This is a genomic window from Lentzea terrae, assembly GCF_003265345.1.
Taxonomy (GTDB): Bacteria; Actinomycetota; Actinomycetes; order Mycobacteriales; family Pseudonocardiaceae; genus Lentzea; species Lentzea terrae.
The window spans coordinates 47,889-72,369 of record NZ_QFWW01000030.1; the positions used below are offsets into that span (position 1 = coordinate 47,889).

Here is a 24,481-nt window from a genome sequence, read left to right on the forward strand (position 1 = left end):
ATCGTGTGAATGTTTTGCACACGATCGGTGGACATGGTCAACGGGCGGTTAACGATTGATCACGGATGATCACGGCACCAGGACGACCTTGCCCGTGGTCCTCTTCGACTCGACGAGCTCGTGCGCCTTCGCGACGTCGGCGAGCGGCACGATCTGGTCGAGCTGCACCCTGAGCTGCGGCAATGCCGCGAGGTCGGTGCCGGAGGCGGACACGCTGCCGAAGAGCTCGAACCGGATGCCGAGGTCCGAGGCCCGGTTAACGTCAAAACCCGGATTGCCCGGAATGATCGACACGAGCACGCCACCGGGCTTGAGCACCTTGGCGGAACGCTCGGCGTAGTCCCCGCCGATCGTGTCGAGCACGACGTCGACCGGGTTGATCGACGTGAAGTCCTCGTTCCGGTAGTCGATGACCTCGTCCGCGCCGAGCGACCGCACGAAGTCGTGCTTGGCCGCCGACGCCGTGCCGATCACGTACGCGCCCCGCGCCTTGGCGATCTGCACCGCCACGTGCCCGACACCGCCGGCCGCCGCGTGGATCAGCACGCGCTGACCAGCGGAAAGCCCGCCGCGGCCAACGAGCGTCTGCCACGCCGTCAGCGCCACCAGCGGCACCGCGCCCGCTTCCTCGACGGTGAACCACGACGGCCGCCGCACGAGGTCAGCAGCGTTCGCCACGACGTACTCGGCGTAGCCACCGCCGGTGCCGGGGAAGGGCAGCAGCCCGTACACCTCGTCGCCGGCCTCGAACCCCTCACCCGACTCGACCGTGCCCGCGATGTCCCAGCCCAGCGTGAACGGCGGCTCGCCCAGCGCGGGGAACGCACCGGCGCGGATGTAGGTGTCGACCGGGTTCACGCCGGCCGCTCCCACCTTGACCAGTACCTGACCCGGCCCGGTCACCGGCTTCGCCACCTCCGCGACCTCCAGCACGGACGCGTCCCCGACGGTCTTCTGCGTGATGACTCGCATGATGATCCCCCTTCGATGATCTCGACGGGGACCATCTTGCAGTTAGCGCCAACTTTTAGAAAGTAGGCACTTCGAGGTGACTAACTCTCCCTCAGGTAGAGGTCCCGGAGCAGCGCGATCTCCGCACCGTGGTGGATCACCTCCCGGTTGATGTGCAGCACCAGGGTCGCCATCGGCTCCGCGGCGAACGGCCCCTCCGCCGGCCCCACAGCCTTCGAGAGGTCTGCCGTGCGCGCGCCGGCCATCCACGCCTCGTAGACGTCGTCCAGTTGCTTCAACGCTTCGTCGGCGCTCAACGCGTACTTCCACGTCATGTAGTCGCACGGCGGTCCACCGAAGTGAGAAGCCACCCGCGCACCGAACACGCCCACGATGACGTGCGCCAGCCTCCACGCGATCGTGGTGACCGGGGCGGGCACGGGCTCCGGGTACTCGAAGTCGATCGAGCCGTCCTCGTGCAGGGCCCACGCGTCCGGCACCGGACGCCAGAAGTACTCCTCGTCGGTCAGCCCCTCCAGCCGCGGCCGCAGCTGCATCCGCCAGTGCCACTCGAGCTGGTCCGTCAACTGCTTGTTCCAGTCCATGCCGAGCACGGTAAAACCGTTTGCGGACAACCACTGCCCTGGAAACACTCGGCCGGTGGAGATTCGCACCTCGCGCCTCGAAGACCTGGACCAGATCGAGAAGCTCGTCGTCTCGCGGATGGACCCCAGCGACGGCGTCGACGCCCGGCTGCTGATGACCGATCCGGACGCGGGCTGCGAGTGGGTGGCGGTCGCTGCCGACGGCGACCGGATCGTCTCGACCGTCACGTTGATGGACGAAACCCTGACGCTCGACGGCCTCGACATCCCGGCAGGCCAGGTCGAACAGGTCGCCACCGACGTCGAGTACGAGGGCAGGGGCCTGGTGCGGCAGCTGATGGGCTGGGCGCACGAACGGTCCGCGCACCGCGGTCACCTGGTCCAGGTGATGATCGGCATCCCGTACTTCTACCGCCAGTTCGGTTACACCTACTCGATCCCGGTCAAGCAGACCAGGCCACTGACCAAGAAGCCGGAACCCGTTGCCGGACACACGATCCGGCGTGCGACCGAGGCCGACATCCCCATCCTCGACCGCCTCCAGGACGACGCTCAGCAGAGCGTCGACCTGCGCATGGGCCACACCACCCCGTGCTGGCGCTGGCTGATCAACCGCACCGGCACCACCACGTGGGTCGTCGAACGCGACGGCGTCCCCGTCGCCACCGGCCGCAGCACACCGCCGGAAGAAGGTGACGTCGTGCTGGGCGAGATCGCCGGAGCCGACGACGCCGTGAAAGCGTTGGTGCAGCTGGTTGATCCGGCTCAGGTCGTCGAACGGCTGCCGGTGCTGGAGGAGTTCCTGGAATCGCGCAGGCCCGGCCTGGAGCAGTACCTGGTGCGGATCCCGGACATCCCGAAGCTGTTCGAGCACCTGCGCCCGGTGTTCACGAAACGCTTGCAGGGCCAGGATCCTGCCGACGTGCTGCTCGGTTTCTACCGCACGCACGTCCGCTTCCGCTGGGACGGCACCGAGATCGGGCCGTACGAGTGGGGCGGCACCTTGCTGGGCCCCGGCGAGGAGGGCGGTGCCGGCATCGCCCCGGACCTGCTCGCACCACTGCTGTTCGGCCCGCACGGGATCGACGGGCTGCGGCGGTGGTTCAGCGACGTCTACCCGGGCCCCAACTTCGACCTGATGAACGCGCTGTTCCCGCCGGTCACCAGCGACCTGCTGACGTTCTACCTCCCGTAGCACCCGGTTCGCGCCAATAAACCGAGCGCTCGGTCTAGTATTGAGCGCATGACGACTGTGCAGGAGACCGCGGCGGTCCGGTACGGCATCTGGGTGCTGTGCCCGGTGCTGGGCGCCGCCGCGGTGTGGGGGCTCAAGCTGGCCGCAGGGTGGATCACGACGCTGAAGTGGTTCCCGTTCCAGGGTGTGTTCGAGCTGGTCACCGAGATCCCGGAGCCGTGGGTGACCAGCGGGGCGCTCGGCATCGGCGCCGTCGCGGGCGGTGTGCTCGCGTTGCTGTGGGCCGCCGAGATGATGCGCGTCGAGGTCTCGCACGACCGGGTCGTGCTCACGAAGGACGACAAGAGCCTCGACTTCGGCCGCAACGAGGTCGAGTCGGTGTTCGCCGAGGGCAAGCAGCTGGTGCTGCTGTCGGGGAGCGGCGCCGAACTGGCCCGCGAGACCTCCGATCTCAGCCGGACGAAGCTCGAAGCGGCGTTCACGAGCCAGGGCTACCGGTGGCGGGACGCGGACCCGTTCGCGAGCGAGTTCAGAATGTGGGTCGAGCACACCCCCGACCTGGCACCGGAGGTGAACGCGCTGTTCAAGGCCCGTAAAAAGGCCATCTCGAAGTACGAGCACGAGGAGGCCGCAGAATTGGCGCGGGAGATCCGCAGCCGCGGCGTCACCGTCAAGGACAAGAAGAAGAGGCAGTACTACAGGTGCGAACGGTAGATCCGGTCAAGCACGCCGCGAAGAAGCGCCACATCACCGACACGGCTGCGGGTTTGTTCGCGGGCAAGGGCTTCGACCGGACGACCGTCGCGGACATCTGCAAGGCCGCCGACATCAGCACGGGCAGCCTGTTCCACTACTTCCCCACCAAGCGCGCGATCTTCCTGGAGATCTTCGAGCAGGACGGCCGGGACAACGCGGAAGTCTTCGCGAAAGCGCGTGAACTCAGCCCGTGGGACGCCGTGCTGATGGTGGTCGACCACCTGTGCGTTCCCGCGCTGGACCGCACCGTGGCCGGGCTGGTGCTGGAGGTCGTGGCGCAGGCCAGCCGCGACCAGGAGCTGTGGGACCTGGTCGCGCGCAACGAGCAGGTGGTCCGCGACGAGCTGGCCCAGCTGCTGCAGCACGCCCACGACGCCGGCCAGATCACGCTGCCGGTCGAGGCGCGCACCGCGGCGACGTGGGTCCAGGGGCTGGTCGACGGCCTGTTCGGCAGGCTGGTCGACCCGGACTTCGACGCGACCGAACAGGTGAGCACCCTCCGGTTGATCCTTTCCCGGTTCGTGGGTGCTCAAGCACCATGAGGGCATGGCCTACGACGTCGCAGCGGTCCGCGCCCACTTCCCCGCGTTGCGCGAGGGTGCCGCGCACTTCGACGGGCCGGGCGGTTCGCAGACGCCGGACGTCGTCGCCGACGCCGTCCGGGACGCGCTGACCTCGGCGATCTCGAACCGCGGCAGCGTGACGGCGTCGGAACGCCGGGCCGAGGAGATCGTCCGGACCGCGCGCCGCACGATGGCCGAGTTCCTGAACGCGGGCAGCATCGTGTTCGGCCGCAGCATGACCCAGCTGACCTACGACATCTCCCGCACGCTGGCGAAGAACTGGCGGCCGGGCGACGAGATCATCGTGACCAGGCTCGACCACGACGCGAACATCAGGCCGTGGGTGCAGGCGGCCGAAGCGGCACGGGCCACGGTGCGATGGGCGCCGTTCGACCGCACGACCGGAGAACTGCCCGTCGAGGCCGTCACGAACCTGCTGTCCGACCGCACCCGCGTCGTGGCGATCACGGCCGCGTCGAACCTGCTCGGCACGCGTCCGGACATCACAACCATTGCAACGGCGGCGCACGAGATGGCGGCGTTCGTGTACGTCGACGGCGTGCACTACACACCGCATCTGCCGGTCGACGTCGAGGCGATGGACGCCGACTTCTTCGTGTGCTCGCCGTACAAGTTCCTCGGACCGCACCTGGGCGTGCTCGCGGCCGCGCCGGAGCTGCTGGAGACGTTGCGGCCGGACAAGCTGCTGCCGTCCACGAACGCCGTCCCGGAACGGTTCGAGCTGGGCACGCTGCCGTACGAACTGCTGGCGGGGACGACCGCGGCGGTCGAGTTCATGCGCGGGCTGGACGGCTTGGAGGAGCACGAGTTCGGGCTCCACGACCAGCTGGAGACCGGGCTGCGGGAACTCGGCGTGCGGATCTACAGCAAGGCCTCGCGGCGCACCCCGACCGTGCTGTTCTCGGTCGACGGGCTGGAGCCGGCCGAGGTCTACCGCAGGCTCGGGGCCGAGGGCGTCAACGCGCCCGCCGGCCATTTCTACGCGATCGAGTGCTCGCGGTGGCTCGGCCTGGGCGACAAGGGCGCCGTGCGCGCCGGCATCGGGCCGTACACCGACGAGTCCGATGTGGACCGCCTGCTGAAGGCCGTCGCGAAAATCAGATGAACAGCAGCAGGCCGACGTAGACGAGCCCGACGAACACGCTGATGTTGAGCTTGCGGGTGATGCGTTCGCCGGGGTGGTCGGCGATCAACGACCGGGCGCGCGCCCACATCAGCTTCTCGCCCGCCTCCCGGTCCGGCAGGTGCGGTGTCGTGATCACGTCGCCGTGCGGCCCGAACGCGAGCATGAGCTGCGGACCTGCGCGGCGGACCCCGTGCAGCTGCGCCCACGGCACGCGGTAGGTGAAGATCCCGGTGTAGAGCACGACCGAGCGGTGGTCGAGGCGCAGCAACGGCTGGAACCGCGTCACCGCCGACAGCACGCACTGCACGCCGATCAGGCCGAGGACGATCAGGTCCGGGTAGTAGTTCACCCCGATCAACGCACCCGCCGCACCGAGCAGCAGCAACACGCCCTCGGTCCGCCTCCGGTCGCCCGGCCACATCGCGTGCGGCAGGTCGACGGACGTGCCCGCGGTGACCGGTTCGCCCGGCAGGTGTGCACTGTGGACGGTGTGCCGCGGCCGCACGCGGGACAACGTGCTGGTGGCCACGACCTCGCCCTCCACCAGCAACGCGACCTGGCCGCCGTGGTGCCACTCGCCGGCGACGAGGATCTCCGCCGGGTCGAGCTGCACCGGCGGGTCCTCCTCACCGCGCCAGACCCGACCGAACTGCTCGGTGTCGTGGTAGAGCGGCTCCTCCAGCCCGAGGTCAGCCAGTGTGGAGACGGTCGCGATGTCGTCCTTGTTGTGCCGCAACAGGATCCGGCGCGGTCCGACGGGATGTGCCTGCAGCCGGATCGCCTTCACCGGCCCCGTCCACAACGAGCGGCGCCGGCGTTCACGCGCTGCCAGCATGATCGCGAGGAACACGGCCGCACCGCCGAGTGTGAGCCACCAGGTGACGTCCTCGGGTTCGTTCACCATCCGCACCCACGAGCCGTCCGCGAGCACCGGCAGCGTGTCGCCGACCCGGTACGTCTCCGGCGCGACCGGCTGGAACTTGGCGCGCTGCCGGTCCGGCAGCTCCACCCACACCTCGCGGGTGTTCTTGATGTCGACGACCTCGGCCTCGACCCGGCTGGCGTTGGCGACGTGCTGCTCGATCTCGCCGTTGGTCAGGTCGTACTGCACGAACGTCAGGAAGCCGAAGACGACGAGCAGCACGGCGACGATCCGCAGAACTCCCCGCTGCGGCGGCATGTCCGGCAACGAGACGATGGTGGCGCCCGCCGCCGCGTGCTGGTCCGCGCGCGACCTGATCGTCCACGCCGCCACGATCGCGCACGCAGCAGCGTGGAGGCCGAACGCGACGTTGGCGGCGGCTGAACCGTCGAGCACGAGGTCCAGCGCACCGAACGCGACGCCCATCGCACAACCGGTGAGCACACGGCCGAACAACAGCAGCAGCGGTGTGGCCAGCAACGGCACGACGGCGAGCGAGAACAACGGGCTCGGCTCGCACGGCTGGACCGCAGTGCACGGCACGTCGTTCGCGCTCGCGCTGAAGTAGAAGGCGACGATCCAGCCACCGACGAGCCCGACCTTGGTCACCCACCACGGAACCGCGGCCGCTTGCCACCGCTGGACGTCCATGACGCGGATCATGACATGCCCATTGCTCCGAACGGTGCGGTTCGCCGTTAACGAAACGGGTATCCGCAGCTCAACGCTATGGAGGTGGACACCATGATGGCCATCATCGCCGCAGTGGCATTCGGCCTTGCGCTGATTCTCGATCTTGCGAAGGTCGCTCTCGGTGACGTGATCACGGTCAACACGCTCGTGGTGCTCGGGTTGCTGCTCCTCGCCCTGCACCTCGCCGGCATCGGCTCCGGTACGCGTTCGTGGAGCTGGCGCCGTGCCCGCAGGTAAGACCGTCGACCGTCCCACCAAGCTGCCGAAAGGCGCCTGGTGGGGCGTTCTCAAACGAACAGTCAAAGAGTTCAACGACGACAACCTGACCGACTGGGCGGGAGCACTCACCTACTACGCGGTGCTGTCGCTGTTCCCCGGACTCATCGTGCTGACGTCCGTGCTCGCGCTGATGGGCGAGACGACGACGCAGGAGCTGATGAAGTACGTCGACCAAGTCGCGCCCGGTCAGGCCGGTGACCTGATCAAGTCGTCCGTCGAGGAGCTGCGCAAGGGCCAGGGTGCCGCCGGACTGCTGGGCATCATCGGTCTGCTGACGGCCTTCTGGACCGCGTCGGGCTACCTCGGCGCGTTCATGCGCGCGTGCAACGCCGTGTACGACGTCGAGGAAGGCCGGCCGTTCTGGAAGACGGTGCCGTTGCGGCTCGGGCTGACGCTCGGTTCGGTGGTCCTCGTGTCGCTCACGCTGGGCGCGCTCGTGCTGACCGGCGGCGTCGCGGACACGGTCGGCGACTTCATCGGACTCGGCGACACGGTCGTCACCGTGTGGGACTTCGTGAAGTGGCCGGTCATCCTGCTGCTCGTGTCGCTCGCGTTCGCGGTGCTCTACTGGGCGGCGCCGAACGTGCGGCAGCCGGGTTTCCGCTGGGTCACGCCCGGCAGCCTGCTCGCGATCGTGCTGTGGGCGCTCGCGACCGTCGGCTTCGCGATCTACGTGGCGAACTTCGCCTCCTACAACAAGACCTACGGCTCGCTCGGTGGCGTCATCGTCTTCCTGGTGTGGCTGTGGATCTCGAACATCGCCGTGCTGCTGGGCGCCGAGTTCGACGCGGAGCTGGAACGCGGCAGGCGGATGGCGCAGGGCGAACCGCACGACGAGGCGTCAGCCGAGCCGCGTGATCTCCCCGGGTAGCTCGGCCTCGACCGCGGTCCACACCCCGTCCTGCCCGGCCTCGACGCGTTCGCTCATCCGGCCGCCGGGGACGAGCACCCACAGCTGGTCCTTCGTGGACAGCCACACCACACCGATGGCGTCGCTGCGGTAGCTGGTCGCGTACTCGTAGGACTTGCGGAACAGCTCCCCGCCGTTGCGGTCGGTGATCCGCAGTTCGCTCGCGCTCTCGGCGTGTGCGACGAACTTCCCGCTGGGTGACGTCTTGGGCGTGCCTGGCCGGGCGAAGCGGTCCTCGCTGTCGTCGCCGCAGCCCGTGAGCACGAGGAGGAGGGCGACCAACGCCGCCAAGACCCTCATGGCTGCTCGTTGCGGGAAATGCGGTGCGTCATGCCGCTCAAGGTAGCTAGCGTGATCGTTCGTGTGGGACGTTCTCGAAACCTTTTACGACTCTGTGCCCCGACCGGGATCTCGCGTTGAGGAACACGGCGAGCTGGTGCTGTTCGTCCAGGCGGGCGACGGCTATCCGTACTACGCGCGGCCGCGGTTCCCCGGTGGGCGGCCGACCGTCGCAGACGTGGTGCAGATGCGGGCGCGGCAACGTGAGCTGGGCGTGCCCGAGGCGCTGGAGTGGGTGCACGAAACCACGCCTGACCTCCACGACGCGGCAGTCGCTGCCGGCATGGAGGTGCTCATGGCCCCGCTGATGGTGCTCGACCCCGACCAGCTGCCAGAGCCGCACCCGCACGTGCGCGTGCTCGGCACCAGCCCGGCCGAGGTGTCCGTGGTGGCCCAGCTGGCGTTCTCGACACCGGGCACGGCACCGGGCTCGGTGGGCGTGGCCGAACGGGACGCGGCGCTGCGGGACGCGACACCGACGAGCACCCGGCACCGGCACGCGGTGGCCGACCTGCCAGGCGAGGGCGTGCTGGCGGTAGGCACCGCGCAACGGGCGGGTGACGTCGTCGAGATCGCGGGAATCGGCACGCTGCCGGCGGCACGGCGACGTGGCCTCGGTGGTGCGGTCACTGCGGAGCTCGCGCGGGACGCCCTGTCCCGTGGCGCCGAGCTGGTGTTCCTGTCGGCGGGCAGCCTCGACGTCGCACGGGTCTACGAGCGGGTCGGGTTCAGGCGGGTCGGAACGGCCTGCATCGCCTCACCAGTCGTGGGCTAGTTGGCCGTTTCTCGGCATCGGCACCCGGAAGAGGCAGCCGACGCACGGCATGCCGGAGGGCTGGGCGAGCAGCTCCGCCTCGCCGCGGTGGATGAGCTCGCCGCAGTACGCGGTCAACGCGAGCGGCGTGCGATCGTCGTCGGGCATCGGTACGAGGTGGCACGTGCGTTGTGTCTCGCCTACGACACCCGCACGCTTGCGGACCAGCAACACCGGCATGCGCGCCTCTGTTTCTTGGATGCTCATGCCTTCACCTCGGCGTCGTCCACCACACACACGACGGCGTGTGTGGTCGCGTAGAACTTGAGCCGGTACGGGCCCGAGTTCTGCTCTGCCACTGCCGCGCAGAACTTGTCGGCGCTGACCTCTTCCGATCGCGGCGTTCGTTCGGCTAGGTCGATCACACCTAGATCGTGCGCGGTGTAACAAGAAATCGGGAGGGTTACATACGATTTGCGGGCCGCGTATGCGGAACTCGCATATCAGCGGAGCTGCGTGACCTCTGCCGCGAGTTCGGCGATGGCCGGCGTCTCGTGCCACGGATCGAGCTTGTCCAGCTCGTTCACGATCAGCTGCGAGCCGGTCACCCTGGCCAGGTCCAGCGCCGCGAACCCGAGCTCGACGGCCCGGTCGACGTCACCGTTGGCGGCGTGCGCGTAGGCGAGCTTGGCCGTGTGCACGCCCTGCTCCCACTGGCAGATGGCGCCCCATCTGGGCATGAGGTCCGTGTACGCGTCGATGGCCCGCCGGTGGTCGGCGAGGTCGACCATGCTCGCGGCGCGCTGCATCTGCACGTGCAGATCGGTGAAGCAGTAGCCGATGGAGTACTCGTCGCTCTGCGGCCGTTCCGCGCTCAGCACGAGCGACTGCGCGAGGTCGAACCGCGGCATGCACGCGTCCTGGCCAGCACGAGCAAGACCGCGCGCCTCCTGCCGCACCGCCATCGCGCGCACGATCGGACTCAGCCCTGTCTCGCGCTGAGCGGCCCGCGCCAGGCCGATGACGCGGTCGTCGTCGCCGTCGACCTCGGCGAGCTGGCTCATCCGCACGTAGCAGTACGCGACGACGTCCCGGTCGTCGGCGGCCTGGCCCTGCTCCAGCGCACGGGACGTCCACGCGCCCGCGCCGCGCAGGTCGCCGATCTCCTCGTGCAGCCAGCCGTAGAACTCCGCGTACATCGCGCCCGTGCCGAGCAACCGCCGACGCACGTCACCACGCGCGTTGCGACGCAACACGTCGATGAAGTCGTACATGTTGCGGACGGCGGGCATCAGCGCACCGGTGCCGCGCCAGTTGTGCGCGTCGTTGACGATCCGCCGCAGCACGAGCAGCTGGCTCACGGCGTCGGCGGCCATCGCGCCGTTGCCGCTGGGCGTGCCGAAGACAGCGGAGGCGCACAACGCCATCAACGCCTTGCCCTCCATGCCCACGACCAGGTCCTTCGGCAGCGCCTCCAACCCCGGCAGGCCGGCCAGGCGAACGGCCTCACCCGAGCGCATGGGCACCGTGCGGTCCAGCAAGCCCAACAGGTGGGCGGGAATGCCGAGCAGCCGCTGCAGCGTTCGCAGCACCCGCATGTCGTAGGCGATGTTGCTCCCGGCTTCCAGGCGCGAGATCGCCGACTGGGAGAACCCCGCCAGCGTGCCGAGCTCGTCCTGCCGCAGGCCGTGCGCCTTGCGCGCGATCGCGACCACGGCGCCGGGCGAGTCCGCGGCGACCGCGTCCCGCACTTCCTTCGACTCCCAGATCGCGGGCGGCAGCATCGGCAGCGGCCCGTCCGGGACGACGACGGCGTTCTTAGCTGGGTTGCTCAACCTCAACGCCTCCCGCACTCAGTCCGCCATCATGCCGGTCCCGGCGAAATCACTCCACCTCGTCTCAACTGGGTCCCGCACCGACTATCCTGCGCGCGTGATCAAGGACTTCGGGGCCGGCCTCGCTCTGCTGCTGCGCGGGTTCCAGCTGGTGTTCAGCTCACCCAAGCGCGTGCTCGTCGGGGCGGTGCCCGCGGTCATCACCGCCGCGCTGATGATCACCGGCTGGGTGCTGCTGTTCACGAACATCGAGTCGATCGCCGACTGGCTCACCGGGTTCGCCGACTCGTGGAGCGAGACCCTGCGCGACGTCGTCGAGGTCGCCGTCGGCATCTCGGTGATCGCGGTGGTCCTCGGCCTGAGCGTGCTGCTGTTCACCGCGATCACGATCATGATCGGTGGCCCGTTCTACGAGTACATCGCCGAGGAGGTCGAGGACGAGCTCGGCGGAGTGCCCGGCGCGGAACAGGTCGGCTGGTGGCGCGGGTTCGCGGTGGGGCTGCGCAGCACGCTCCTGCTGGTCGGCACGTCGATCCTGTTCGCGATCCCTCTGTTCGTGTGCGGCTTCATCCCCTTCATCGGGCAGACCGTGGTGCCGGTGCTGGCCGTGTGCATCAACGGGTACCTGCTCGGCATCGAGCTCACCGGCATCCCGTTCACGCGGCGCGGCAAGTCGTTCAAGGAGCGCCGCCGGGTGCTCGCGACGCGCCGGTCGATGGTGCTCGGGTTCGCCGTGCCCGCGTACCTGCTGTGCCTGATCCCGCTGGCCGCGATCATCGTGATCCCGGCGGCGATGGCAGGCGGCACGGTGTTGTCGCACCGCCTGCTCTCCGGAGACCGCACTACTACGTGAGACTTACTGGGTGAGACTCACTGGGTGAACGGCAACCAGGCCTGCTGCGCCAGGCCGTTGCGCGCGTTGATCTGCACGCCGGCCCCGGACACCGACCAGAGCTGGTCGCCGATCACGATCGTCCGCCGGGCCTGGACGTAGTGGTTGTGCTGGCCGAGCGGGGCGACGATCTTGCCGACCTCCTTGAGCTGGTCGCCCTCGACGCGCAGCACCAGCGAGGAGAAGTCGTTCTGGTAGTGCTGCGCCACCGGGATGACCAGCGTGCCGTCCTGCGGCCAGTACAGGAACGCGTGCGGGTCGTACTGGGCCTCGGAGTTCGAGCCCGGCAGGTGGTACTGCGCGAGCCGTTGCGGTGACGCGGGGTTCCGCACGTCGAACAACGACACCTGCGTGCCGGTGGTACGGCCCTGCTCGGTGGCCTCCTGACCGACGCCGATCAGCCTGCCGTCGCCCGCGGGGTGCAGGTAGGCGGAGTAGCCGGTGATCTTCAGCTCGCCCATCACCTTGGGCTGCTTGGGATCGCTCAGGTCCAGCGTGTAGAGCGGGTCGGTCTGCCGGAACGTGACGACGTAGCCCAGCTTGCCGATGAACCGGACGCTGTAGATGCGCTCGCCCTTGCCGAGGCCGCCGATCTGGCCTTCCTTGGTCAGCTGGTTTCCGTTGCGGCGCAACGTCGTGACGAAGCTTTCGGACGGTGGCGGCGCTGGTTGTTCTTGCTGTGGCGCGATGTCGATGGGCATGCGCCAGCAGCAACGGACTTCCGTGCCCGACGTGGTGGCGACGCGGAGGACGCCGTCGTGCTCGGACAGCGAGTACTGGTTCAGCAGCGTGCCGTTGACGTCACCGGACGCGACGTGCTTCGGCGGGCCGGCCTGGCTGATGTCGAACTGGTGGATCGCCGTGGTGATCGGGCGCTGCACCGGTGGCCTGCCGGGAAGTTCGGGCAGCAGGCGGTGGTCGTCGGCGATGTAGAGGTTGCGGTCGGTGCCGTACACGGTGTCGCCGTCGGCCACGATCGAGACCGGCTGGCCGGTGCCGAGCTGCCCGGACAGGTCGAACGTGAGCACGGTCAGCATCGACGTCGCCGAGTGCGAGGAAGGACGGCTGATGTTCGCGCAGTCGACGAGCGTTCCGTTGCTCTTGGCGCCGTTCTGGTCGAGCTCGTAGCGCGGCAGCCACGAGGTGATCGGCTCGCTGTGCAGGATCTCCTTGTTGCGGCGCAAGGATCCTGCTTCGTTGGTCGACTCGTTCGGGTAGACCCACGGCAGGCGCGGCTGCGACCGGACGACGACGCGGGCGGTGCCGCCGATCTGGCGGGCGTCGAGGTAGAGGCCGTCGGTCCGCAGGCTGCCGATCTGCTTGAGCGCCTTGAGGTCCACGAGAATCAGCTCGCTGCCGAACTCGGGGACGAACGACGGCTGGTCGGGCGGCAGCGCGGGTTTCGCCATCGAGCCGGAGTTCTCGACGACCACCAGCGCGCGGTCCCCGGAGACCAGCAGCTGGCTCACGTGCCGCTGACCGAGGTCGACCGTGCCGGTGAAGGACTTGCTCGCGACGTCGATCACGCGCAGCTTGCCGTCGGCGACGGAGACGACACGTTTTCCGTCCGTCTTGACGACATCCGGCTCGTCGACGCCCTGCTCGTGGACGTTCGTCGTCGAGTGTTCCTGATTTTGTGCGGGCGGCGTGGCAGGCATGCTCTTCTGCTGCGCGACGCCACCCGTGTTCGAGTCCGTGGTCATGCCCTCGGCGGCGAAGATCCGCGCGTTGCCCCCAAGGCCGTACGCGCCGACGTACGGAGCCATGGCGTTGCGCAGTTCGGACAGTGCGTTGTCGCACGAGTCGAACGCGACGAGACGCACCGGCCCGTAGTCCACGATCGGTGGTGGCGCGGGGGTTTCGTCCCGCACCGCGGAGCTCACACTCGCTCCGGCGACGGCCAGCACGGCGGCACCGGCCAACAGCTTTCTGCCGTTCATGTCATCAGGACGTAAGCAGGGCCGGGAAGGGTTGCCCGCAGTTGCGACAACCCTTCCCGGGTCGTGCCTAGGAGTTGATCTGCGCCTGGATCTGCGTCGCGTAGGTGGAGACGCGGGCGTAGACGCCGGGGTAACCGGCAGCCGCACAGCCCTCACCCCACGACGTGATGCCGATCAGCTTGCCACCGGCCACGAGCGGGCCACCGGAGTCGCCCTGGCAGGTGTCGGTGCCGCCCTGGGTGTAGCCGGCGCACACCATGTGCGTGGCGTTGAAGTCGCCCGCGTACGCCGACGAGCAGGTCGAGCTGCTGGTCAGCGGCACAGTGGCCTTGAGCAGGTAGCGCGAGGCCGAACCACCGGAGCTCGTCGTGCCCCAGCCGAGGATCGTCGAGCTGGTGCCCGCCGCGTACAGCGCGCTGTCCGCACTGGTCGCGAACTTGAGCGGGGTCTGCGACAGGTTGCGGTCGAGCGTGAGCACCGAGACGTCGTAGCCGCGGGTCACGTCGGTGTAGCTCGGGTGGATCCAGATCTTCGTGACGCGGGCGACGGTGCCGGCGGTGGAGCTCTTGTCGTCGCGGCCGGCCACGACGCGGACGGCGGACGGCGAGTCGCCGACGGTGCAGTGCGCGGCCGTGACGACCTTGTTGGGAGCCACGAGCGTGCCACCGCAGTACTGGGACCCGCTGCTCGTCGCCAGGTAGACGACCCACGGGTAGGTGGACGTGCTCGCGCGCGTTCCACCGACGATCTGAGTGCCGAACTCACCGTCGGGGGTGGGCGTCGGAGCGGCTTCGGCCACGCTGACGCACGCCATTGACAGCGTCGCTGCTGCCAATGCCGCGCCGAGCAGTGACCGGAGGCGGTGCAGGGTTGCCGCCATGATCATCTCCTTCTTCTGTTGTGGATCCCGGTGCAGGGCCGAGATCGTTTACAGATCAACAGAGATTTTCGAGACGGGCCAGGGCTGATCTGCGTAGGCCATTCGGCCGCGTCCACCCGCGCGTGATTGGATCGACGGCGAACAACCCCGTTCCGAGAGGAAGTTGTGATGGCCCCCACGAAGCCTGAGGTCGACCCGCACGACGGCCCGGCGCCCGCCGACCTGCTGATCGAGGACATCACCGTCGGCGACGGCCCGGAGGCCACGGCCGGTCAGTTCGTGTCCGTGCACTACGTCGGTGTCTCGCACTCGACGGGTGAGCAGTTCGACGCGTCCTGGGACCGCGGCGAGGCGTTCCAGTTCCCGCTCGGCGGCGGCCGCGTCATCGCCGGCTGGGACCAAGGCGTCCAGGGCATGAAGGTCGGTGGCCGTCGCAAGCTGGTCATCCCGCCCCACCTGGGCTACGGCGCGCGCGGCGCCGGCGGCGTGATCAAGCCCAACGAGACGCTGATCTTCGTCGTCGACCTGCTGGGTGTGAACTAGATCATCGGCTTCGCGGTGTTCCACTGGTCCGGTCAGTGGAACACCGCTGGTCCGAGCGGTCGATTTGGCAAGTCGGCGGAACGGGATCACGCCCGCCTGCGTCATCCTTGAGTCCGCCGCCGCAGTGGGAGGGAATTTCGGGTGCCCGAGGACATCGCCGGGTCGGAGCAGATGCTCGCGAACTGGAACCAGAACATCCAGGAACGCGCCGCGCGCTACCAGGAGATGGCGACCCGCGTTCAGGGCATGACGATCTCCGAGCGGTCGTCGGACGGTGCCGTCGAGCTGACCATCGGCTCCAACGGCATCCTGCAGAACCTGGTGATCAACGAGTCCGCCGCGGGCCGGCGGATGGCCGAGATCAGCGGCGAGATCATGAAGCTGTTGCAGCGCGCGCAGTCGAAGATTCCCGCGCTGCTGCAGGAGGCGATGGCGGAGACCATCGGCACGCAGGACGAGACGGCCAACGTGTTGTTCAACGAGGCCAAGAAGAACTTCCCGGCGCCGCCGCCGGAGGACGAGCCCCGGTCCCCGTACAGCGGGGTGAACGAGATGAACTTCCGGGTGGAGGACGACGCACCGCCGCCTCCCCCGCGTTCGACGCCGCCTCCCGCGCGTCGCAGGCCTCCGTCGGACGACGACGACTTCGGCGGCGAGTCCGTGCTCTCCTGATCTTTTCCTGTCCGCTGCTCGAACTTGAGGGGGTTCGATGACCGCCGGTGGTTTCAACGTCACCTCGGACGTGCTGGAAGCGCACGCCAAGGCTTTGCAGGCCCTGCACGGGCGGCTGCAGGGAGCAGTGGACGCGGCCAACACCGTGTCGATGCCGACCGACGCGTACGGGATCATCTGCCAGCCGTTCCGCATGCTGCTCGACCCGGTCGAGAACTGGGGCATGGACGCGCTGAAGGGCGTCGCGGAGGCGATGGACGCCACGGCGAAGAAGGTCACCGAGACCGCCAAGCAGTACCAGGCCGTTGAGGACCAGATCGCCCAGACCATGAAGGGCTTCTGATGTCCACGCCGAACCCCCTGGTGGCACAGGCGCCCGCGGAGCCGTCCGGCTTCTTCAACGCCGGCACCGGTGACAACGGGTGGGCCACCGGCTTCCACATCGCCGACTCCGCGGTGGACGCCTATAAGGGCATCTCCGAGGGCAACTGGATCGAGGGCGGGCTCGGCGTCCTAGGCCTGGCCGCCGACGCCGCCTCGATGGCCATCGACCCGTTCGGCACGTTGTTGTCGTCCGCGGCTTCGTTCCTGATGGAACACTGCCAGCCGCTGAAGGAAGCTCTCGACTGGCTGGCGGGCGACCCGCCGGTGATCGAGTCGTACTCGACCACGTGGAAGAACGTCTCCACCGAGCTCGGCAAGATCGCGGGCGACTACCAGGCCGCCGTCGCCCAGACCGCGTCGTGGACCGGTGCCGCCGGCGATGCTTACCGCACTTCGGCGGCCGAGCAGCTGGACGCGTTGTCCGGCGCGGCTTCCACCGCGGGTTCCGTCGGCACCGTCGTCGGTGTCATGGGCATGGTCGTCGGATTCGTGCGCGAGATGGTGCGCGACCTGATCGCCGACCTCGTCGCCAAGCTGATCACGTGGGTGCTCGAAGCCGTCTTCACCCTGGGCTTCGGCACGCCGGTGATCGTCGCGCAGGCCGTGACCGCGATCTCGAAGTGGGCGACGCGGATCGGCGAGCTGATCCAGAAGCTCATCAAGACCATCAAGAAGGTCTCGCCGCTGCTGGGCCGTCTGGTCGAGATCTTCACCAAGATCATGAAGGTCGTCGGCAAGCTGGTCGGCAAGGTGACCGGTCTCGACGTGATCTCCACGAAGTCCATCAAGCCCGGTGGCTTCTTCCAGCGCGGCGGTTCCCCGGACGTCTCGCCTTCTGGCAGCCCCGGCTCGCCTTCTTCGTCCACTCCGGACTCTTCGCCGTCCTCGCCGAACTCTTCGCCGTCTTCGTCCACTCCGGACTCTTCGCCGTCCTCGCCGAACTCTTCGCCGTCTTCGTCCACTCCGGACAGTTCGCCGTCGTCACCGTCGTCACCGTCTTCGCCTTCTTCTCCGTCGTCGCCTTCTTCTCCGTCGTCGACGCCTGACGGCCCTTCGCGGACCCCGGACAGCTCGTCCCCGTCGTCTGCGCCCTCCTCCTCGCGCACCCCGGACAGCTCGTCGACGCCGGACACCCCGTCCCGAGCCCCCGACAGCTCGTCCCCCAACGCCCCGTCCCCGTCACGCACTCCGGACAGTTCCCCGTCGTCCCCCGCAGGCCCCAGCGCCCCGCACACGCCGTCCACTCCGGACGCCCCGTCCCCGGCGCGCAACACGGGCCAGACCGTCTCCTCCTCGGTGGCGCCCCCGATCGACGCCCCGATGCGCGCGGACGCCCCGCACGCACCGTCGCGCACCCCGGACAACTCCCCGTCGTCCACCCCGCCGCAGTCCGCCCCGATGGGCGGCGGCGCCCCGAACGCCGCCGGCAACGCCCCGTCGGCCCCAGCCGCAGGCCGCCCGTCGACCGGCGGCCAGGGCTGGACCGGCACCCCAGGCAGCCCCGGCGCCAGCACCCCACCACCCCCACGCACGCCGGACATGTCGACGTCGGCCTCCCGAGCAGACGCCCCCGCGCGCCCCTCAACGCCGACGGCACCGTCCGCCCCCTCAATGCCTTCGACGCCGTCCACGCCGTCGATGCCTTCGGCACCTTCCGCCCCGTCCGGCGGCATGCCCCACGCCCCGTCCGCACCTTCCAGCGGAATGCCTCACGCCCCGTCCACAGCCACCCCGAACGCCGGCCGCCCAGACGCAGGCGCAACCCCGCCAAGCCGAGCAACAACCCCCTCCACTCCGAACATGCCGCCGGCCGGCGCCCCACACGCCCCGTCAACGGGCGCCCCGCACTCCCCATCCGCAGCCGCCCCAGCCGGCGGCGCCCCGCGCGCCGACACCCCGATGCGCCCGCAGTCGTCCGCCCCAACGGCCCCGCACAACCCGAACTCCCCTTCGGCCCCCTCCGCGCGAGCAGACGCCCCCCAAGCCCCGTCGCGCCCCAACGCACCCCAGCCCAGCCCACACGGCAGCCCCTCCGCACCTCACACCGCCGCTTCAGCCCCAACACGTCCCGACGCACCCCACGGCGGCCCATCGGCGCCATCGCGTCCCGACGCACCGCACAGCGGCCCAGGTGCCCCAACACGTCCCGACGCGCCTCACGGCGGCCCATCGGCGCCATCGCGTCCCGACGCGCCTCACGGCCCAAGCACGCCATCGCGCACCGACGCACCCCACGGCGGCCCTTCAGCCCCATCGCGTCCCGACGCACCGCACAGCGGCCCATCGGCGCCATCGCGTCCCGACGCGCCTCACGGCCCAAGCACGCCATCGCGCACCGATGCGCCGCACAGTGGCCCAAGTGCGCCGTCACGTCCTGACGCACCCCACAGCCCAAACGCACCGTCCCGACCGGACACACCGCACGGCGGCCCCAACGCACCGTCACGTCCCGACGCGCCGCACGCCCCATCCCGCCCGGATGCTCCGCACAGCGGCACCACGGCGCCGTCGTCGCGAACGGACGCACCGCACGCAGGCCCGAACGCCCCGTCGCGCCCAGACGCGCCAAACGCGACCCACAACCCGAACGCCCCGCACGGCGGCCCCAACGCGCCCCACACACCAAACACGCCACACGGCGGCCCGAACGCGCCACACCGCCCCGACACCCCGGCTGGCGGCCCAAGCCGTCCCGACGCGCCCCACCGCCCTGACTCCCCGTCCCGTCCGGACGGCAGCGGCCCCGGCAACCGTCCCGACGGCACCCGCCCAGACGGCTCGCGCCCCGACGGCTCACGCCCGCACAGCCCGGACGCTCCCCGTTCCCGCGGCACCGACACGGCCCAGGCCCCGCACCGCACCCCGGAGGCCACTCGTCCGGACGCCGCGACCCCGCACCGCCCGGACGCTGACGCGCCCCACAAGCCCGACGCGCCGCCCCACAGCCCGGACAAGCCCCACAGCCCGGACAAGCCGCACGACAGCACCCCGGACAAGCCCCACGACGGCGACGCCCCCAACAACCACGACGCTCCGCCCGCGGACCGCCCGAGCCCGGAAGAGGCACACGCCCGCCACGCCGAGAACACCCCGGCCGGCGTCAGCCACCACGGCGGCGACAAGGACATGGGCGACCTCCCCCACAAGGTCCCCAACGACCCGCGCTACTTCACCGCGGACGTCCACGTCACCCCCGACGGCAAGGCCCGCATCGGCGGCCACGACTACACCCCGGCCGAGTACGCCGACATGCTCCGCCGCGCCGGCTACGACGGCAGCAAGCCCGTCCGCCTGATCGGCTGCGACGCCGGCAGCAACGACTTCGCCCAGCAGCTTTCCAAGCACCTCGACGCCCCGGTCCTGGCCCCGACCAAGCCGGCCTGGACGGACGCCAACGGCCGCGTCTTCACCAGCGACCCCGAGATCCGCCCGGACGGCACCCGCCAGCCCAAGATCCCGCCGAACGGCGAGTGGGAGACCCACCACCCGGACGGCTCCAAGTCCAAGGCGAGCGACGACGGCTACGCACCCGACACCCAGCACCACGACGGCACCGACACAGACGGCGCCAAGGACCGCGGCCAGGACGACGCCGACACCACCGATTCGGACAACACCAAGGACCTCGAGGACGGGCATGCCGATGAGTCGCCCAAGGCGCCGTCGGCCAGTGACCAACCGGTCGCGAATCCAAAGCACTTCCCGGATCCGCCGGTGGACCCCGGGCCGGCGCCCGACGCTCGCCACCCGGACTTCGAGCAGGACAAGGCCCGCGGCTCGCTCGTCGACGAGGTGGATCCGCACGACACGTCGCGAGTCACGTTGAAGGACGGGCTCATCCACACCGTCGACGGGAAGCCGGTCAAGGACTACATCCAGGACCTCTCCCGGCAGCGCGCTGAGTACCACGCCGCCAACAAGCTGCCCGGCGACGGACCGTGTTCCGCGGTTGCCATGGACCTCAAGACCGGCAAGATCACCGAGGGCGTCAACGGCGGAACCACCGATCTCATCGACCCGGAGAATTTGCACCCGCTGCTGCGCGAAAACTACAAGGGCATGGGTGACTGGCAGCACCCGATCATGAAGAACGACACCGACATGCAGCAGAAGCCGGTGCTCGGTGAGAACGGCAAGGCGATCAAGGACGCAGACGGCAAGGTCATCACCGAACCGTGGGTCATGCAGGGTCAGGCTCACCACGACGAACCGCTCCGGCACGCCGAGGTCAAGGCGGTCAACGAGTTGCTGTGGGCCCGGCAGCGGGAGTTCGAGGCCGAGTGGAAGGCGCAGCACGGTCCGGATTCCACGCCGCCCCCGCTGAGCCGCGACGCCCTCAAGGAAATGCGCTTCGACCCGCGGTGGACACAGGACATGATGCAGAAGAAGGTGGTCACTGCTCCCATCGGGAGTGACGCCCCGGCCTGCGCCAACTGCAACACAATTCTGCGGGACGTGCCCAGTTACACTGGCCGCATCCAATACTCGCCCTTCGACCACCGGTCCAAGGGAAGTTTCATACCTCCAGCGACGGAATGACAATGCGCATCAACAGCACCGAGTCGTACTTGGACGAGACCGCTCGCGTCCACCACGACGGCGAGCTCTTCGACGGGGAGGTCGAGACCAAGGACGCGGACGGCAACGTCATCGGTCTCATCACTTACTGGCAGGGCATTCCGCACGGCCCTCAGACCCTCTGGTACCCGAATGGCCAGAAGCGCCAGGAAGGTGTGAACAACGCCGGTCTGGCTGTCGGTGAGTGGCAGAAGTGGCACCCCAACGGCCAGCTCGCCGAGTGGCGGACGTTCGACGACCAAGGCCAGCCGCTCGCCCGCAAGCGGTGGGACAAGGACGGCAACCCGACCGAGGACAAGACGTTCACCAGGTGATCGAAACTTGACGGCGCTGAAATGCGGACCCACCCACCTGGTGATCCGCTACTCCAGGAACTGCCGGAGTGATGACCATGCGCGTGAACATCGAGGACACCGAGGACGACTACAACGGTGTCCTCTACGAGGGAGTTCCGTACACCAGAGAAGTAGTGGAGATTGGTCGCGAGGGCAATCTCATCTCCCTCTGCAACTACTATGCCGATGTTCAGGACGGCCCCTATTCCGAGTGGTACGGACCGGATCGCCCCTTCAAGCAAGGCACGATGAGATTCGGCCTCCTCATCGGGGTGAACCGGAAATGGCACCCCAACGGGCAGCTCGCACTCGAAATCGAGTTCGACGACCAGGGCCGTGAGCTCTACCGCAGGGAGTGGGACGACAAACGGGCGCTGACCTACGAGCACGTCATCTGAACACAAGAGCTGAGCGCGCGATCACCCAGGCCGAGCACGCCGACCTGGAACCGCAGCACTCCCCGAGCGATCAAACCTGTGGGAAGGGCCACGAGTGACCGACCGGCCCACACGGGCAACCGCCGCCCGATAAGATCAGCGGGCGGTTTCCGGGGAGAGGGGCGAGGAGCACAATGAGCCAGCCAGCGACACCGCTGAGCGAGCAGGACCAGCAGCAGCTCGTGCGGCAGATCGGCCGCGCCATGCTGCCGGCCGTACCGCAGGGCTGGCAGCGCATCCGTGCCGAGTACCGCGCTGCGGGGCGGCACATCGAGGTCGACCTGGCGTTCGCGGGACCGGACGGCCAGCTCAGGCCGGTGCGTCCGCCGATGGACGTGGTGCAGATGTTCGGCCACCTGCGCGGTGGCATGTACCACCCGGACCGCGGCACGTGGCTGAGCGCGACGTACGAGATCGAGGCGCCGGCGGCGTTCACCGTCGACTTCAACGCCGAGGACGAGCCGCGCTGGCGCAACGCCCCGCCGCCCATCGGCTTCCGCGACGAGCTGCAGACGTTCCCGCGCCCCGACCGGCTCATCCCGGACTGGTGGCGTCAGCGCGTCGGCCTGCCGCCGCTGCCCGCGCCGGAGCCGGAACCCCAGTCGCAGCAGGAGTTCCAGGTTCCGCCGCCGAGCCAGGTGGACCCGCAGCAGCAGCCGCAGTCCGGCGAGTTGCGGACGGCGCGCGTGTACGACGGCAAGAACGACGACGGCCGGATCATCGTCAACCGCCAGCCGATCGACCCGCAGCTGGTCGACAGCCTGCTCACCTACCTCGAGTCGGCGCCGGTCGTGCTGGCGGCGCGCAGCTACGACCTCGACGAGTTCTCGCAGAGCGGCGAACAGGACGTGCCGCTCAACTTCCGCACCGACGGCACCTGGATCTGGGCCGGCGCCGTGCCGCACTACCTGCGCAAGTACGGCCTGCCGCCGGAGCCGGAGCTGGTCGCGCACGCGGTGGCGCGCGGGTTCCAGGTCGCCGAGGTCAGCGACCAGACGCAGGACCGCGCGGTCTCGATCATCACGGGTCAGGGCTGAGCATCGAGTGAACGCAGGTACGCCTCTCCCCGCGGGGAGAGGCGATACCCCACTTCCAGCGACTCCGTGAGCCCTTTCGCCTTGAGCTTGCGGACGTCCGCCTTGAACGGCAGCTTCTCCCGTCCGACGGCCGCAGCCAGATCCGCCGCCCGCACGCCGGGGTTCGCCGCGATCAACCGCAGCAGCGCCACGCCGGCGTCCGAGAGCTCCAGTCCGTCCACATCGGACGACGAGCGCAGCGCAATCCGTGGATCTTCACCCACGAACCGCAAGCGAATGCGGTAAAGCGAGCCGTCACGTCCGTCCACAGAGGACATCAGCTCGCGCACCGACGTGAACCCCGCCGCGAGCGCCTCCGCCCGCGAAGCCCGCGTCACGACGTCCACCGCGTCGATCGCCAGCACGCCCAACGACGTCCGCAGGGTCCCGCCGGCGCGCACGGTGGGCCGTTTCCACCGCCGGAACTGCAGCGTGACCTCACCGGACCGGATCCGTTCCCAGTCAGCCACTCGGATCAGCACCGAACGAGGGTCTCAGGTTGCCGACCCCTCCGACAGCCGAGACGATCCTGACCATGCAACGGTGGTGGCTCTTCACGGTGCGCGGAGTGTTCGCTGTCCTGTTCGGCCTGGCGGCCCTGATCTGGCCCGGCCTCACCCTGGTAGCCCTGATCATCCTGTGGGGCGCCTACACGTTCTTCGACGGCGCGTCGATGCTGTATCTGACCCTCACCCACAAGGAGTGGCCCGCCCGCTGGGCACTGGGCCTGATCGGCGCGCTGGGCCTGGTCACGGGCTTGGTCGCGTTGTTCTGGCCGGGCATCACCGCTACCGCGCTGCTGCTCATCATCGCGGCCTGGGCGCTGGTCACCGGTGTGCTGCAGATCGTCGACGCCATCCGCCTGCGCAAGGTGATGACGAACGAGTGGTTCTACGTCATCACGGGCGCGCTCACGGTGCTGCTCGGCATCATCCTCGTCGTGAACCCGACCGCGGGCGCGCTGGCGTTCGTGATCACCATCGGCGTGTTCGCGATCCTGTGGGGCGTGGTGCTGGTGCTGTTCAGCCTGCGGTTGAAGCAGCTGGAGGGCGGTCTCGCAGTGCCGAATGAGGCCCACGTCACCGCTCCGGACAGGAAATTCTGACGTAGCGTCATTGCGTGAGCGCACAACGTCGAACGTTTAGGGTCAATGCCCGCGCAAGGCGCACAAATGCGCACGCGCGAGATATTCTGTGCGCATGAGTCCCGCGCTGGAGACAGTGCTGGCCAAGGCCGGCCTGCAGGTGAGCCCCGACGAGTTCCTGGCCCTCGTGACCGACGCGGCACGCAGGCTCGCTCCACCGCACCCCGAACCGGCCACCTACTTCACGCCGGACCAGCAGGCGGCCCTGTCCGACGTGGGCCTGGACCTCTCTCCAGCGGGCCCTGGTGACGCCAAGCCCCGCACCCGCACCGTCGTGGCTCACGCCGTGCTGCGCGACTCGGCAGTGACCGTCAACGAGGCCGCGCGCCAACTGCAGGTCGACTCCAGCCGCATCCGCCACCGCCTCGGCGTGGGCAGGCTCGTGGGCTGGAAGGACCGGGGCAGCTGGCGACTACCCGCGTGGCAGTTCGCGGGCACCGGCGTCCTGCCAGGCCTGGAAACGGTGCTGGCGGCGATCCCGTCAGACCAACCAGCGCTGGTGGTGGCCGCGTTCATGACCACCCTCCAGGAGGACCTGCTCGTCGACGGCAAGCCGGCCACCCCGCGCGACTGGCTCCTCGCCGGAGGAGACCCGCGCCGAGTCGCCGACCTGGCCTCAGTGCTCGGCACCCCCGCCTGAGCGCTCCCGCA

The 24,481-nt window shown here is 69.2% G+C and carries 29 protein-coding genes; 17 read left to right on the plus strand and 12 right to left on the minus strand.

Annotated features, from left to right (window positions below; translation table 11 throughout):
• Positions 1 to 69: 69 nt before the first annotated feature.
• Positions 70 to 972 carry an NADP-dependent oxidoreductase gene (locus tag DI276_RS37285; RefSeq protein ID WP_112272576.1) on the minus strand — a complete coding sequence of 301 codons (903 nt, stop codon included), beginning with the start codon at positions 970 to 972 and terminating at the stop codon, positions 70 to 72.
• A gap of 80 nt (positions 973 to 1,052) precedes the next feature.
• Positions 1,053 to 1,556: a DinB family protein gene (locus tag DI276_RS37290; protein ID WP_112273397.1), complete on the minus strand. Its 504-nt coding sequence runs from the start codon at positions 1,554 to 1,556 to the stop codon at positions 1,053 to 1,055.
• Positions 1,557 to 1,611: 55 nt separating this feature from the next.
• Here DI276_RS37290 and DI276_RS37295 point away from each other — a divergent pair, with 55 nt between their 5' ends.
• The 4 genes from DI276_RS37295 to DI276_RS37310 are packed head-to-tail and all read left to right on the plus strand — an operon-like array spanning position 1,612 to position 5,196.
• A complete protein-coding gene (locus tag DI276_RS37295) occupies positions 1,612 to 2,751 on the plus strand; it encodes a GNAT family N-acetyltransferase (RefSeq protein WP_232837193.1) in 1,140 nt (379 codons plus the stop codon).
• Positions 2,752 to 2,799: 48 nt separating this feature from the next.
• Positions 2,800 to 3,465, plus strand: a complete 666-nt coding sequence (locus DI276_RS37300; protein WP_112272580.1) for a YqeB family protein — start codon at positions 2,800 to 2,802, stop codon at positions 3,463 to 3,465.
• Positions 3,453 to 4,049 (plus strand): TetR/AcrR family transcriptional regulator, encoded by a 597-nt coding sequence (locus DI276_RS37305; RefSeq protein WP_112272582.1) that lies wholly within the window; start codon positions 3,453 to 3,455, stop codon positions 4,047 to 4,049. The genes DI276_RS37300 and DI276_RS37305 overlap by 13 nt, the downstream gene beginning before the upstream one ends.
• Before the next feature lie 4 nt (positions 4,050 to 4,053).
• Complete coding sequence (locus tag DI276_RS37310; protein ID WP_112272584.1) at positions 4,054 to 5,196, plus strand: cysteine desulfurase-like protein; 1,143 nt, start codon at positions 4,054 to 4,056, stop codon at positions 5,194 to 5,196.
• Here DI276_RS37310 and DI276_RS37315 read toward each other — a convergent pair.
• Positions 5,189 to 6,790, minus strand: a complete 1,602-nt coding sequence (locus tag DI276_RS37315) for a hypothetical protein (protein WP_112272586.1) — start codon at positions 6,788 to 6,790, stop codon at positions 5,189 to 5,191. The two genes, DI276_RS37310 and DI276_RS37315, sit on opposite strands and share 8 nt — an antisense overlap.
• Before the next feature lie 93 nt (positions 6,791 to 6,883).
• Between DI276_RS37315 and DI276_RS37320 the strand changes: the two genes are divergently transcribed.
• A complete protein-coding gene (locus DI276_RS37320; protein WP_112273399.1) occupies positions 6,884 to 7,069 on the plus strand; it encodes a hypothetical protein in 186 nt (61 codons plus the stop codon).
• Positions 7,056 to 7,982 (plus strand): YihY/virulence factor BrkB family protein, encoded by a 927-nt coding sequence (locus DI276_RS37325; protein ID WP_112272588.1) that lies wholly within the window; start codon positions 7,056 to 7,058, stop codon positions 7,980 to 7,982. The genes DI276_RS37320 and DI276_RS37325 overlap by 14 nt, the downstream gene beginning before the upstream one ends.
• On the opposite strand, the gene DI276_RS37330 is transcribed toward DI276_RS37325, so the two are convergent.
• Complete coding sequence (locus tag DI276_RS37330; protein WP_112272590.1) at positions 7,953 to 8,321, minus strand: hypothetical protein; 369 nt, start codon at positions 8,319 to 8,321, stop codon at positions 7,953 to 7,955. The genes DI276_RS37325 and DI276_RS37330 overlap by 30 nt on opposite strands.
• 61 nt (positions 8,322 to 8,382) lie before the next feature.
• Between DI276_RS37330 and DI276_RS37335 the strand changes: the two genes are divergently transcribed.
• Entirely contained in the window at positions 8,383 to 9,135 is a 753-nt protein-coding gene (locus DI276_RS37335) for a GNAT family N-acetyltransferase (protein WP_198681157.1), read from the plus strand.
• Here DI276_RS37335 and DI276_RS37340 read toward each other — a convergent pair.
• The 3 genes from DI276_RS37340 to DI276_RS37345 form a co-directional block, all read right to left on the minus strand.
• Positions 9,118 to 9,381, minus strand: coding sequence for a hypothetical protein (locus DI276_RS37340; protein WP_232837194.1), 264 nt, complete (start codon positions 9,379 to 9,381; stop codon positions 9,118 to 9,120). The two genes, DI276_RS37335 and DI276_RS37340, sit on opposite strands and share 18 nt — an antisense overlap.
• Positions 9,378 to 9,539, minus strand: a complete 162-nt coding sequence (locus tag DI276_RS50430) for a hypothetical protein (protein ID WP_157985179.1) — start codon at positions 9,537 to 9,539, stop codon at positions 9,378 to 9,380. Before DI276_RS50430 ends, DI276_RS37340 begins: the two co-directional genes overlap by 4 nt.
• 78 nt (positions 9,540 to 9,617) lie before the next feature.
• The gene (locus DI276_RS37345; RefSeq protein ID WP_157985180.1) at positions 9,618 to 10,949 is read right to left on the minus strand and encodes a helix-turn-helix domain-containing protein; all 1,332 of its coding nucleotides are present in this window, start codon (positions 10,947 to 10,949) and stop codon (positions 9,618 to 9,620) included.
• 97 nt (positions 10,950 to 11,046) lie between these two features.
• On the opposite strand from DI276_RS37345, the gene DI276_RS37350 reads away from it, so the two are divergent.
• On the plus strand, positions 11,047 to 11,802 hold the full coding sequence (locus DI276_RS37350; protein WP_112273403.1) for an EI24 domain-containing protein: 756 nt from the start codon (positions 11,047 to 11,049) through the stop codon (positions 11,800 to 11,802).
• 17 nt (positions 11,803 to 11,819) lie between these two features.
• On the opposite strand, the gene DI276_RS37355 is transcribed toward DI276_RS37350, so the two are convergent.
• Together DI276_RS37355 and DI276_RS37360 are read right to left on the minus strand one after the other, a co-directional pair.
• The gene (locus tag DI276_RS37355; protein WP_112272596.1) at positions 11,820 to 13,781 is read right to left on the minus strand and encodes a beta-propeller domain-containing protein; all 1,962 of its coding nucleotides are present in this window, start codon (positions 13,779 to 13,781) and stop codon (positions 11,820 to 11,822) included.
• A gap of 67 nt (positions 13,782 to 13,848) precedes the next feature.
• Entirely contained in the window at positions 13,849 to 14,661 is an 813-nt protein-coding gene (locus tag DI276_RS37360) for a S1 family peptidase (RefSeq protein WP_112273405.1), read from the minus strand.
• Positions 14,662 to 14,829: 168 nt separating this feature from the next.
• On the opposite strand from DI276_RS37360, the gene DI276_RS37365 reads away from it, so the two are divergent.
• The 3 genes from DI276_RS37365 to DI276_RS37375 all read left to right on the plus strand — a co-directional run bounded on the left by DI276_RS37365 (position 14,830) and on the right by DI276_RS37375 (position 16,219).
• The gene (locus tag DI276_RS37365; protein WP_089950373.1) at positions 14,830 to 15,204 is read left to right on the plus strand and encodes an FKBP-type peptidyl-prolyl cis-trans isomerase; all 375 of its coding nucleotides are present in this window, start codon (positions 14,830 to 14,832) and stop codon (positions 15,202 to 15,204) included.
• Between the two features lie 141 nt (positions 15,205 to 15,345).
• A complete protein-coding gene (locus DI276_RS37370; RefSeq protein ID WP_112272598.1) occupies positions 15,346 to 15,876 on the plus strand; it encodes a YbaB/EbfC family nucleoid-associated protein in 531 nt (176 codons plus the stop codon).
• A 37-nt stretch (positions 15,877 to 15,913) separates the two neighbouring features.
• Positions 15,914 to 16,219 carry a type VII secretion target gene (locus DI276_RS37375; protein WP_112272600.1) on the plus strand — a complete coding sequence of 102 codons (306 nt, stop codon included), beginning with the start codon at positions 15,914 to 15,916 and terminating at the stop codon, positions 16,217 to 16,219.
• A 121-nt stretch (positions 16,220 to 16,340) separates the two neighbouring features.
• Here the strand turns inward: DI276_RS37375 and DI276_RS49585 are convergent, their stop codons facing one another.
• Both DI276_RS49585 and DI276_RS50435 read right to left on the minus strand, forming a co-directional pair.
• A complete protein-coding gene (locus tag DI276_RS49585; protein ID WP_119724496.1) occupies positions 16,341 to 16,565 on the minus strand; it encodes a hypothetical protein in 225 nt (74 codons plus the stop codon).
• Between the two features lie 78 nt (positions 16,566 to 16,643).
• A complete protein-coding gene (locus tag DI276_RS50435; protein WP_157985181.1) occupies positions 16,644 to 17,933 on the minus strand; it encodes a collagen-like domain-containing protein in 1,290 nt (429 codons plus the stop codon).
• Positions 17,934 to 19,386: 1,453 nt separating this feature from the next.
• On the opposite strand from DI276_RS50435, the gene DI276_RS49590 reads away from it, so the two are divergent.
• The 4 genes from DI276_RS49590 to DI276_RS37395 all read left to right on the plus strand — a co-directional run bounded on the left by DI276_RS49590 (position 19,387) and on the right by DI276_RS37395 (position 22,647).
• Complete coding sequence (locus tag DI276_RS49590) at positions 19,387 to 20,799, plus strand: YwqJ-related putative deaminase (RefSeq protein ID WP_119724497.1); 1,413 nt, start codon at positions 19,387 to 19,389, stop codon at positions 20,797 to 20,799.
• Between the two features lie 2 nt (positions 20,800 to 20,801).
• Complete coding sequence (locus DI276_RS37385; protein ID WP_157985183.1) at positions 20,802 to 21,152, plus strand: toxin-antitoxin system YwqK family antitoxin; 351 nt, start codon at positions 20,802 to 20,804, stop codon at positions 21,150 to 21,152.
• An 83-nt stretch (positions 21,153 to 21,235) separates the two neighbouring features.
• Positions 21,236 to 21,571: a toxin-antitoxin system YwqK family antitoxin gene (locus DI276_RS37390; protein WP_157985184.1), complete on the plus strand. Its 336-nt coding sequence runs from the start codon at positions 21,236 to 21,238 to the stop codon at positions 21,569 to 21,571.
• Positions 21,572 to 21,744: 173 nt separating this feature from the next.
• Positions 21,745 to 22,647 (plus strand): hypothetical protein, encoded by a 903-nt coding sequence (locus tag DI276_RS37395; RefSeq protein WP_112272608.1) that lies wholly within the window; start codon positions 21,745 to 21,747, stop codon positions 22,645 to 22,647.
• Here DI276_RS37395 and DI276_RS37400 read toward each other — a convergent pair.
• Complete coding sequence (locus tag DI276_RS37400) at positions 22,638 to 23,168, minus strand: hypothetical protein (protein ID WP_112272610.1); 531 nt, start codon at positions 23,166 to 23,168, stop codon at positions 22,638 to 22,640. The genes DI276_RS37395 and DI276_RS37400 overlap by 10 nt on opposite strands.
• A gap of 53 nt (positions 23,169 to 23,221) precedes the next feature.
• Here DI276_RS37400 and DI276_RS37405 point away from each other — a divergent pair, with 53 nt between their 5' ends.
• Together DI276_RS37405 and DI276_RS37410 are read left to right on the plus strand one after the other, a co-directional pair.
• Positions 23,222 to 23,791 (plus strand): HdeD family acid-resistance protein, encoded by a 570-nt coding sequence (locus DI276_RS37405; protein ID WP_112272612.1) that lies wholly within the window; start codon positions 23,222 to 23,224, stop codon positions 23,789 to 23,791.
• A 94-nt stretch (positions 23,792 to 23,885) separates the two neighbouring features.
• Positions 23,886 to 24,470 carry a DNA-binding protein gene (locus DI276_RS37410; RefSeq protein WP_112272614.1) on the plus strand — a complete coding sequence of 195 codons (585 nt, stop codon included), beginning with the start codon at positions 23,886 to 23,888 and terminating at the stop codon, positions 24,468 to 24,470.
• Positions 24,471 to 24,481: the final 11 nt, after the last annotated feature.

What these genes read in the sequence shown, in the direction of transcription:
- DI276_RS37355 (WP_112272596.1), bottom strand. Translation starts at nt 13,781, where the DNA reads ATGAACGGCAGAAAGCTGTTGGCCGGTGCCGCCGTGCTGGCCGTCGCC.
- DI276_RS37290 (WP_112273397.1), bottom strand. Translation starts at nt 1,556, where the DNA reads ATGGACTGGAACAAGCAGTTGACGGACCAGCTCGAGTGGCACTGGCGG.
- DI276_RS49590 (WP_119724497.1), top strand. Translation starts at nt 19,387, where the DNA reads ATGGGCGACCTCCCCCACAAGGTCCCCAACGACCCGCGCTACTTCACC.
- DI276_RS37340 (WP_232837194.1), bottom strand. Translation starts at nt 9,381, where the DNA reads ATGAGCATCCAAGAAACAGAGGCGCGCATGCCGGTGTTGCTGGTCCGC.
- DI276_RS37320 (WP_112273399.1), top strand. Translation starts at nt 6,884, where the DNA reads ATGATGGCCATCATCGCCGCAGTGGCATTCGGCCTTGCGCTGATTCTC.
- DI276_RS37375 (WP_112272600.1), top strand. Translation starts at nt 15,914, where the DNA reads ATGACCGCCGGTGGTTTCAACGTCACCTCGGACGTGCTGGAAGCGCAC.
- DI276_RS37405 (WP_112272612.1), top strand. Translation starts at nt 23,222, where the DNA reads ATGCAACGGTGGTGGCTCTTCACGGTGCGCGGAGTGTTCGCTGTCCTG.
- DI276_RS37310 (WP_112272584.1), top strand. Translation starts at nt 4,054, where the DNA reads ATGGCCTACGACGTCGCAGCGGTCCGCGCCCACTTCCCCGCGTTGCGC.
- DI276_RS37395 (WP_112272608.1), top strand. Translation starts at nt 21,745, where the DNA reads ATGAGCCAGCCAGCGACACCGCTGAGCGAGCAGGACCAGCAGCAGCTC.
- DI276_RS37285 (WP_112272576.1), bottom strand. Translation starts at nt 972, where the DNA reads ATGCGAGTCATCACGCAGAAGACCGTCGGGGACGCGTCCGTGCTGGAG.
- DI276_RS50435 (WP_157985181.1), bottom strand. Translation starts at nt 17,933, where the DNA reads ATGCCGCCGGACGGGGCGGAAGGTGCCGAAGGCATCGACGGCGTGGAC.
- DI276_RS37365 (WP_089950373.1), top strand. Translation starts at nt 14,830, where the DNA reads ATGGCCCCCACGAAGCCTGAGGTCGACCCGCACGACGGCCCGGCGCCC.
- DI276_RS37385 (WP_157985183.1), top strand. Translation starts at nt 20,802, where the DNA reads ATGCGCATCAACAGCACCGAGTCGTACTTGGACGAGACCGCTCGCGTC.
- DI276_RS37315 (WP_112272586.1), bottom strand. Translation starts at nt 6,790, where the DNA reads ATGGACGTCCAGCGGTGGCAAGCGGCCGCGGTTCCGTGGTGGGTGACC.
- DI276_RS37330 (WP_112272590.1), bottom strand. Translation starts at nt 8,321, where the DNA reads ATGAGGGTCTTGGCGGCGTTGGTCGCCCTCCTCCTCGTGCTCACGGGC.
- DI276_RS37410 (WP_112272614.1), top strand. Translation starts at nt 23,886, where the DNA reads ATGAGTCCCGCGCTGGAGACAGTGCTGGCCAAGGCCGGCCTGCAGGTG.
- DI276_RS37360 (WP_112273405.1), bottom strand. Translation starts at nt 14,661, where the DNA reads ATGGCGGCAACCCTGCACCGCCTCCGGTCACTGCTCGGCGCGGCATTG.
- DI276_RS37300 (WP_112272580.1), top strand. Translation starts at nt 2,800, where the DNA reads ATGACGACTGTGCAGGAGACCGCGGCGGTCCGGTACGGCATCTGGGTG.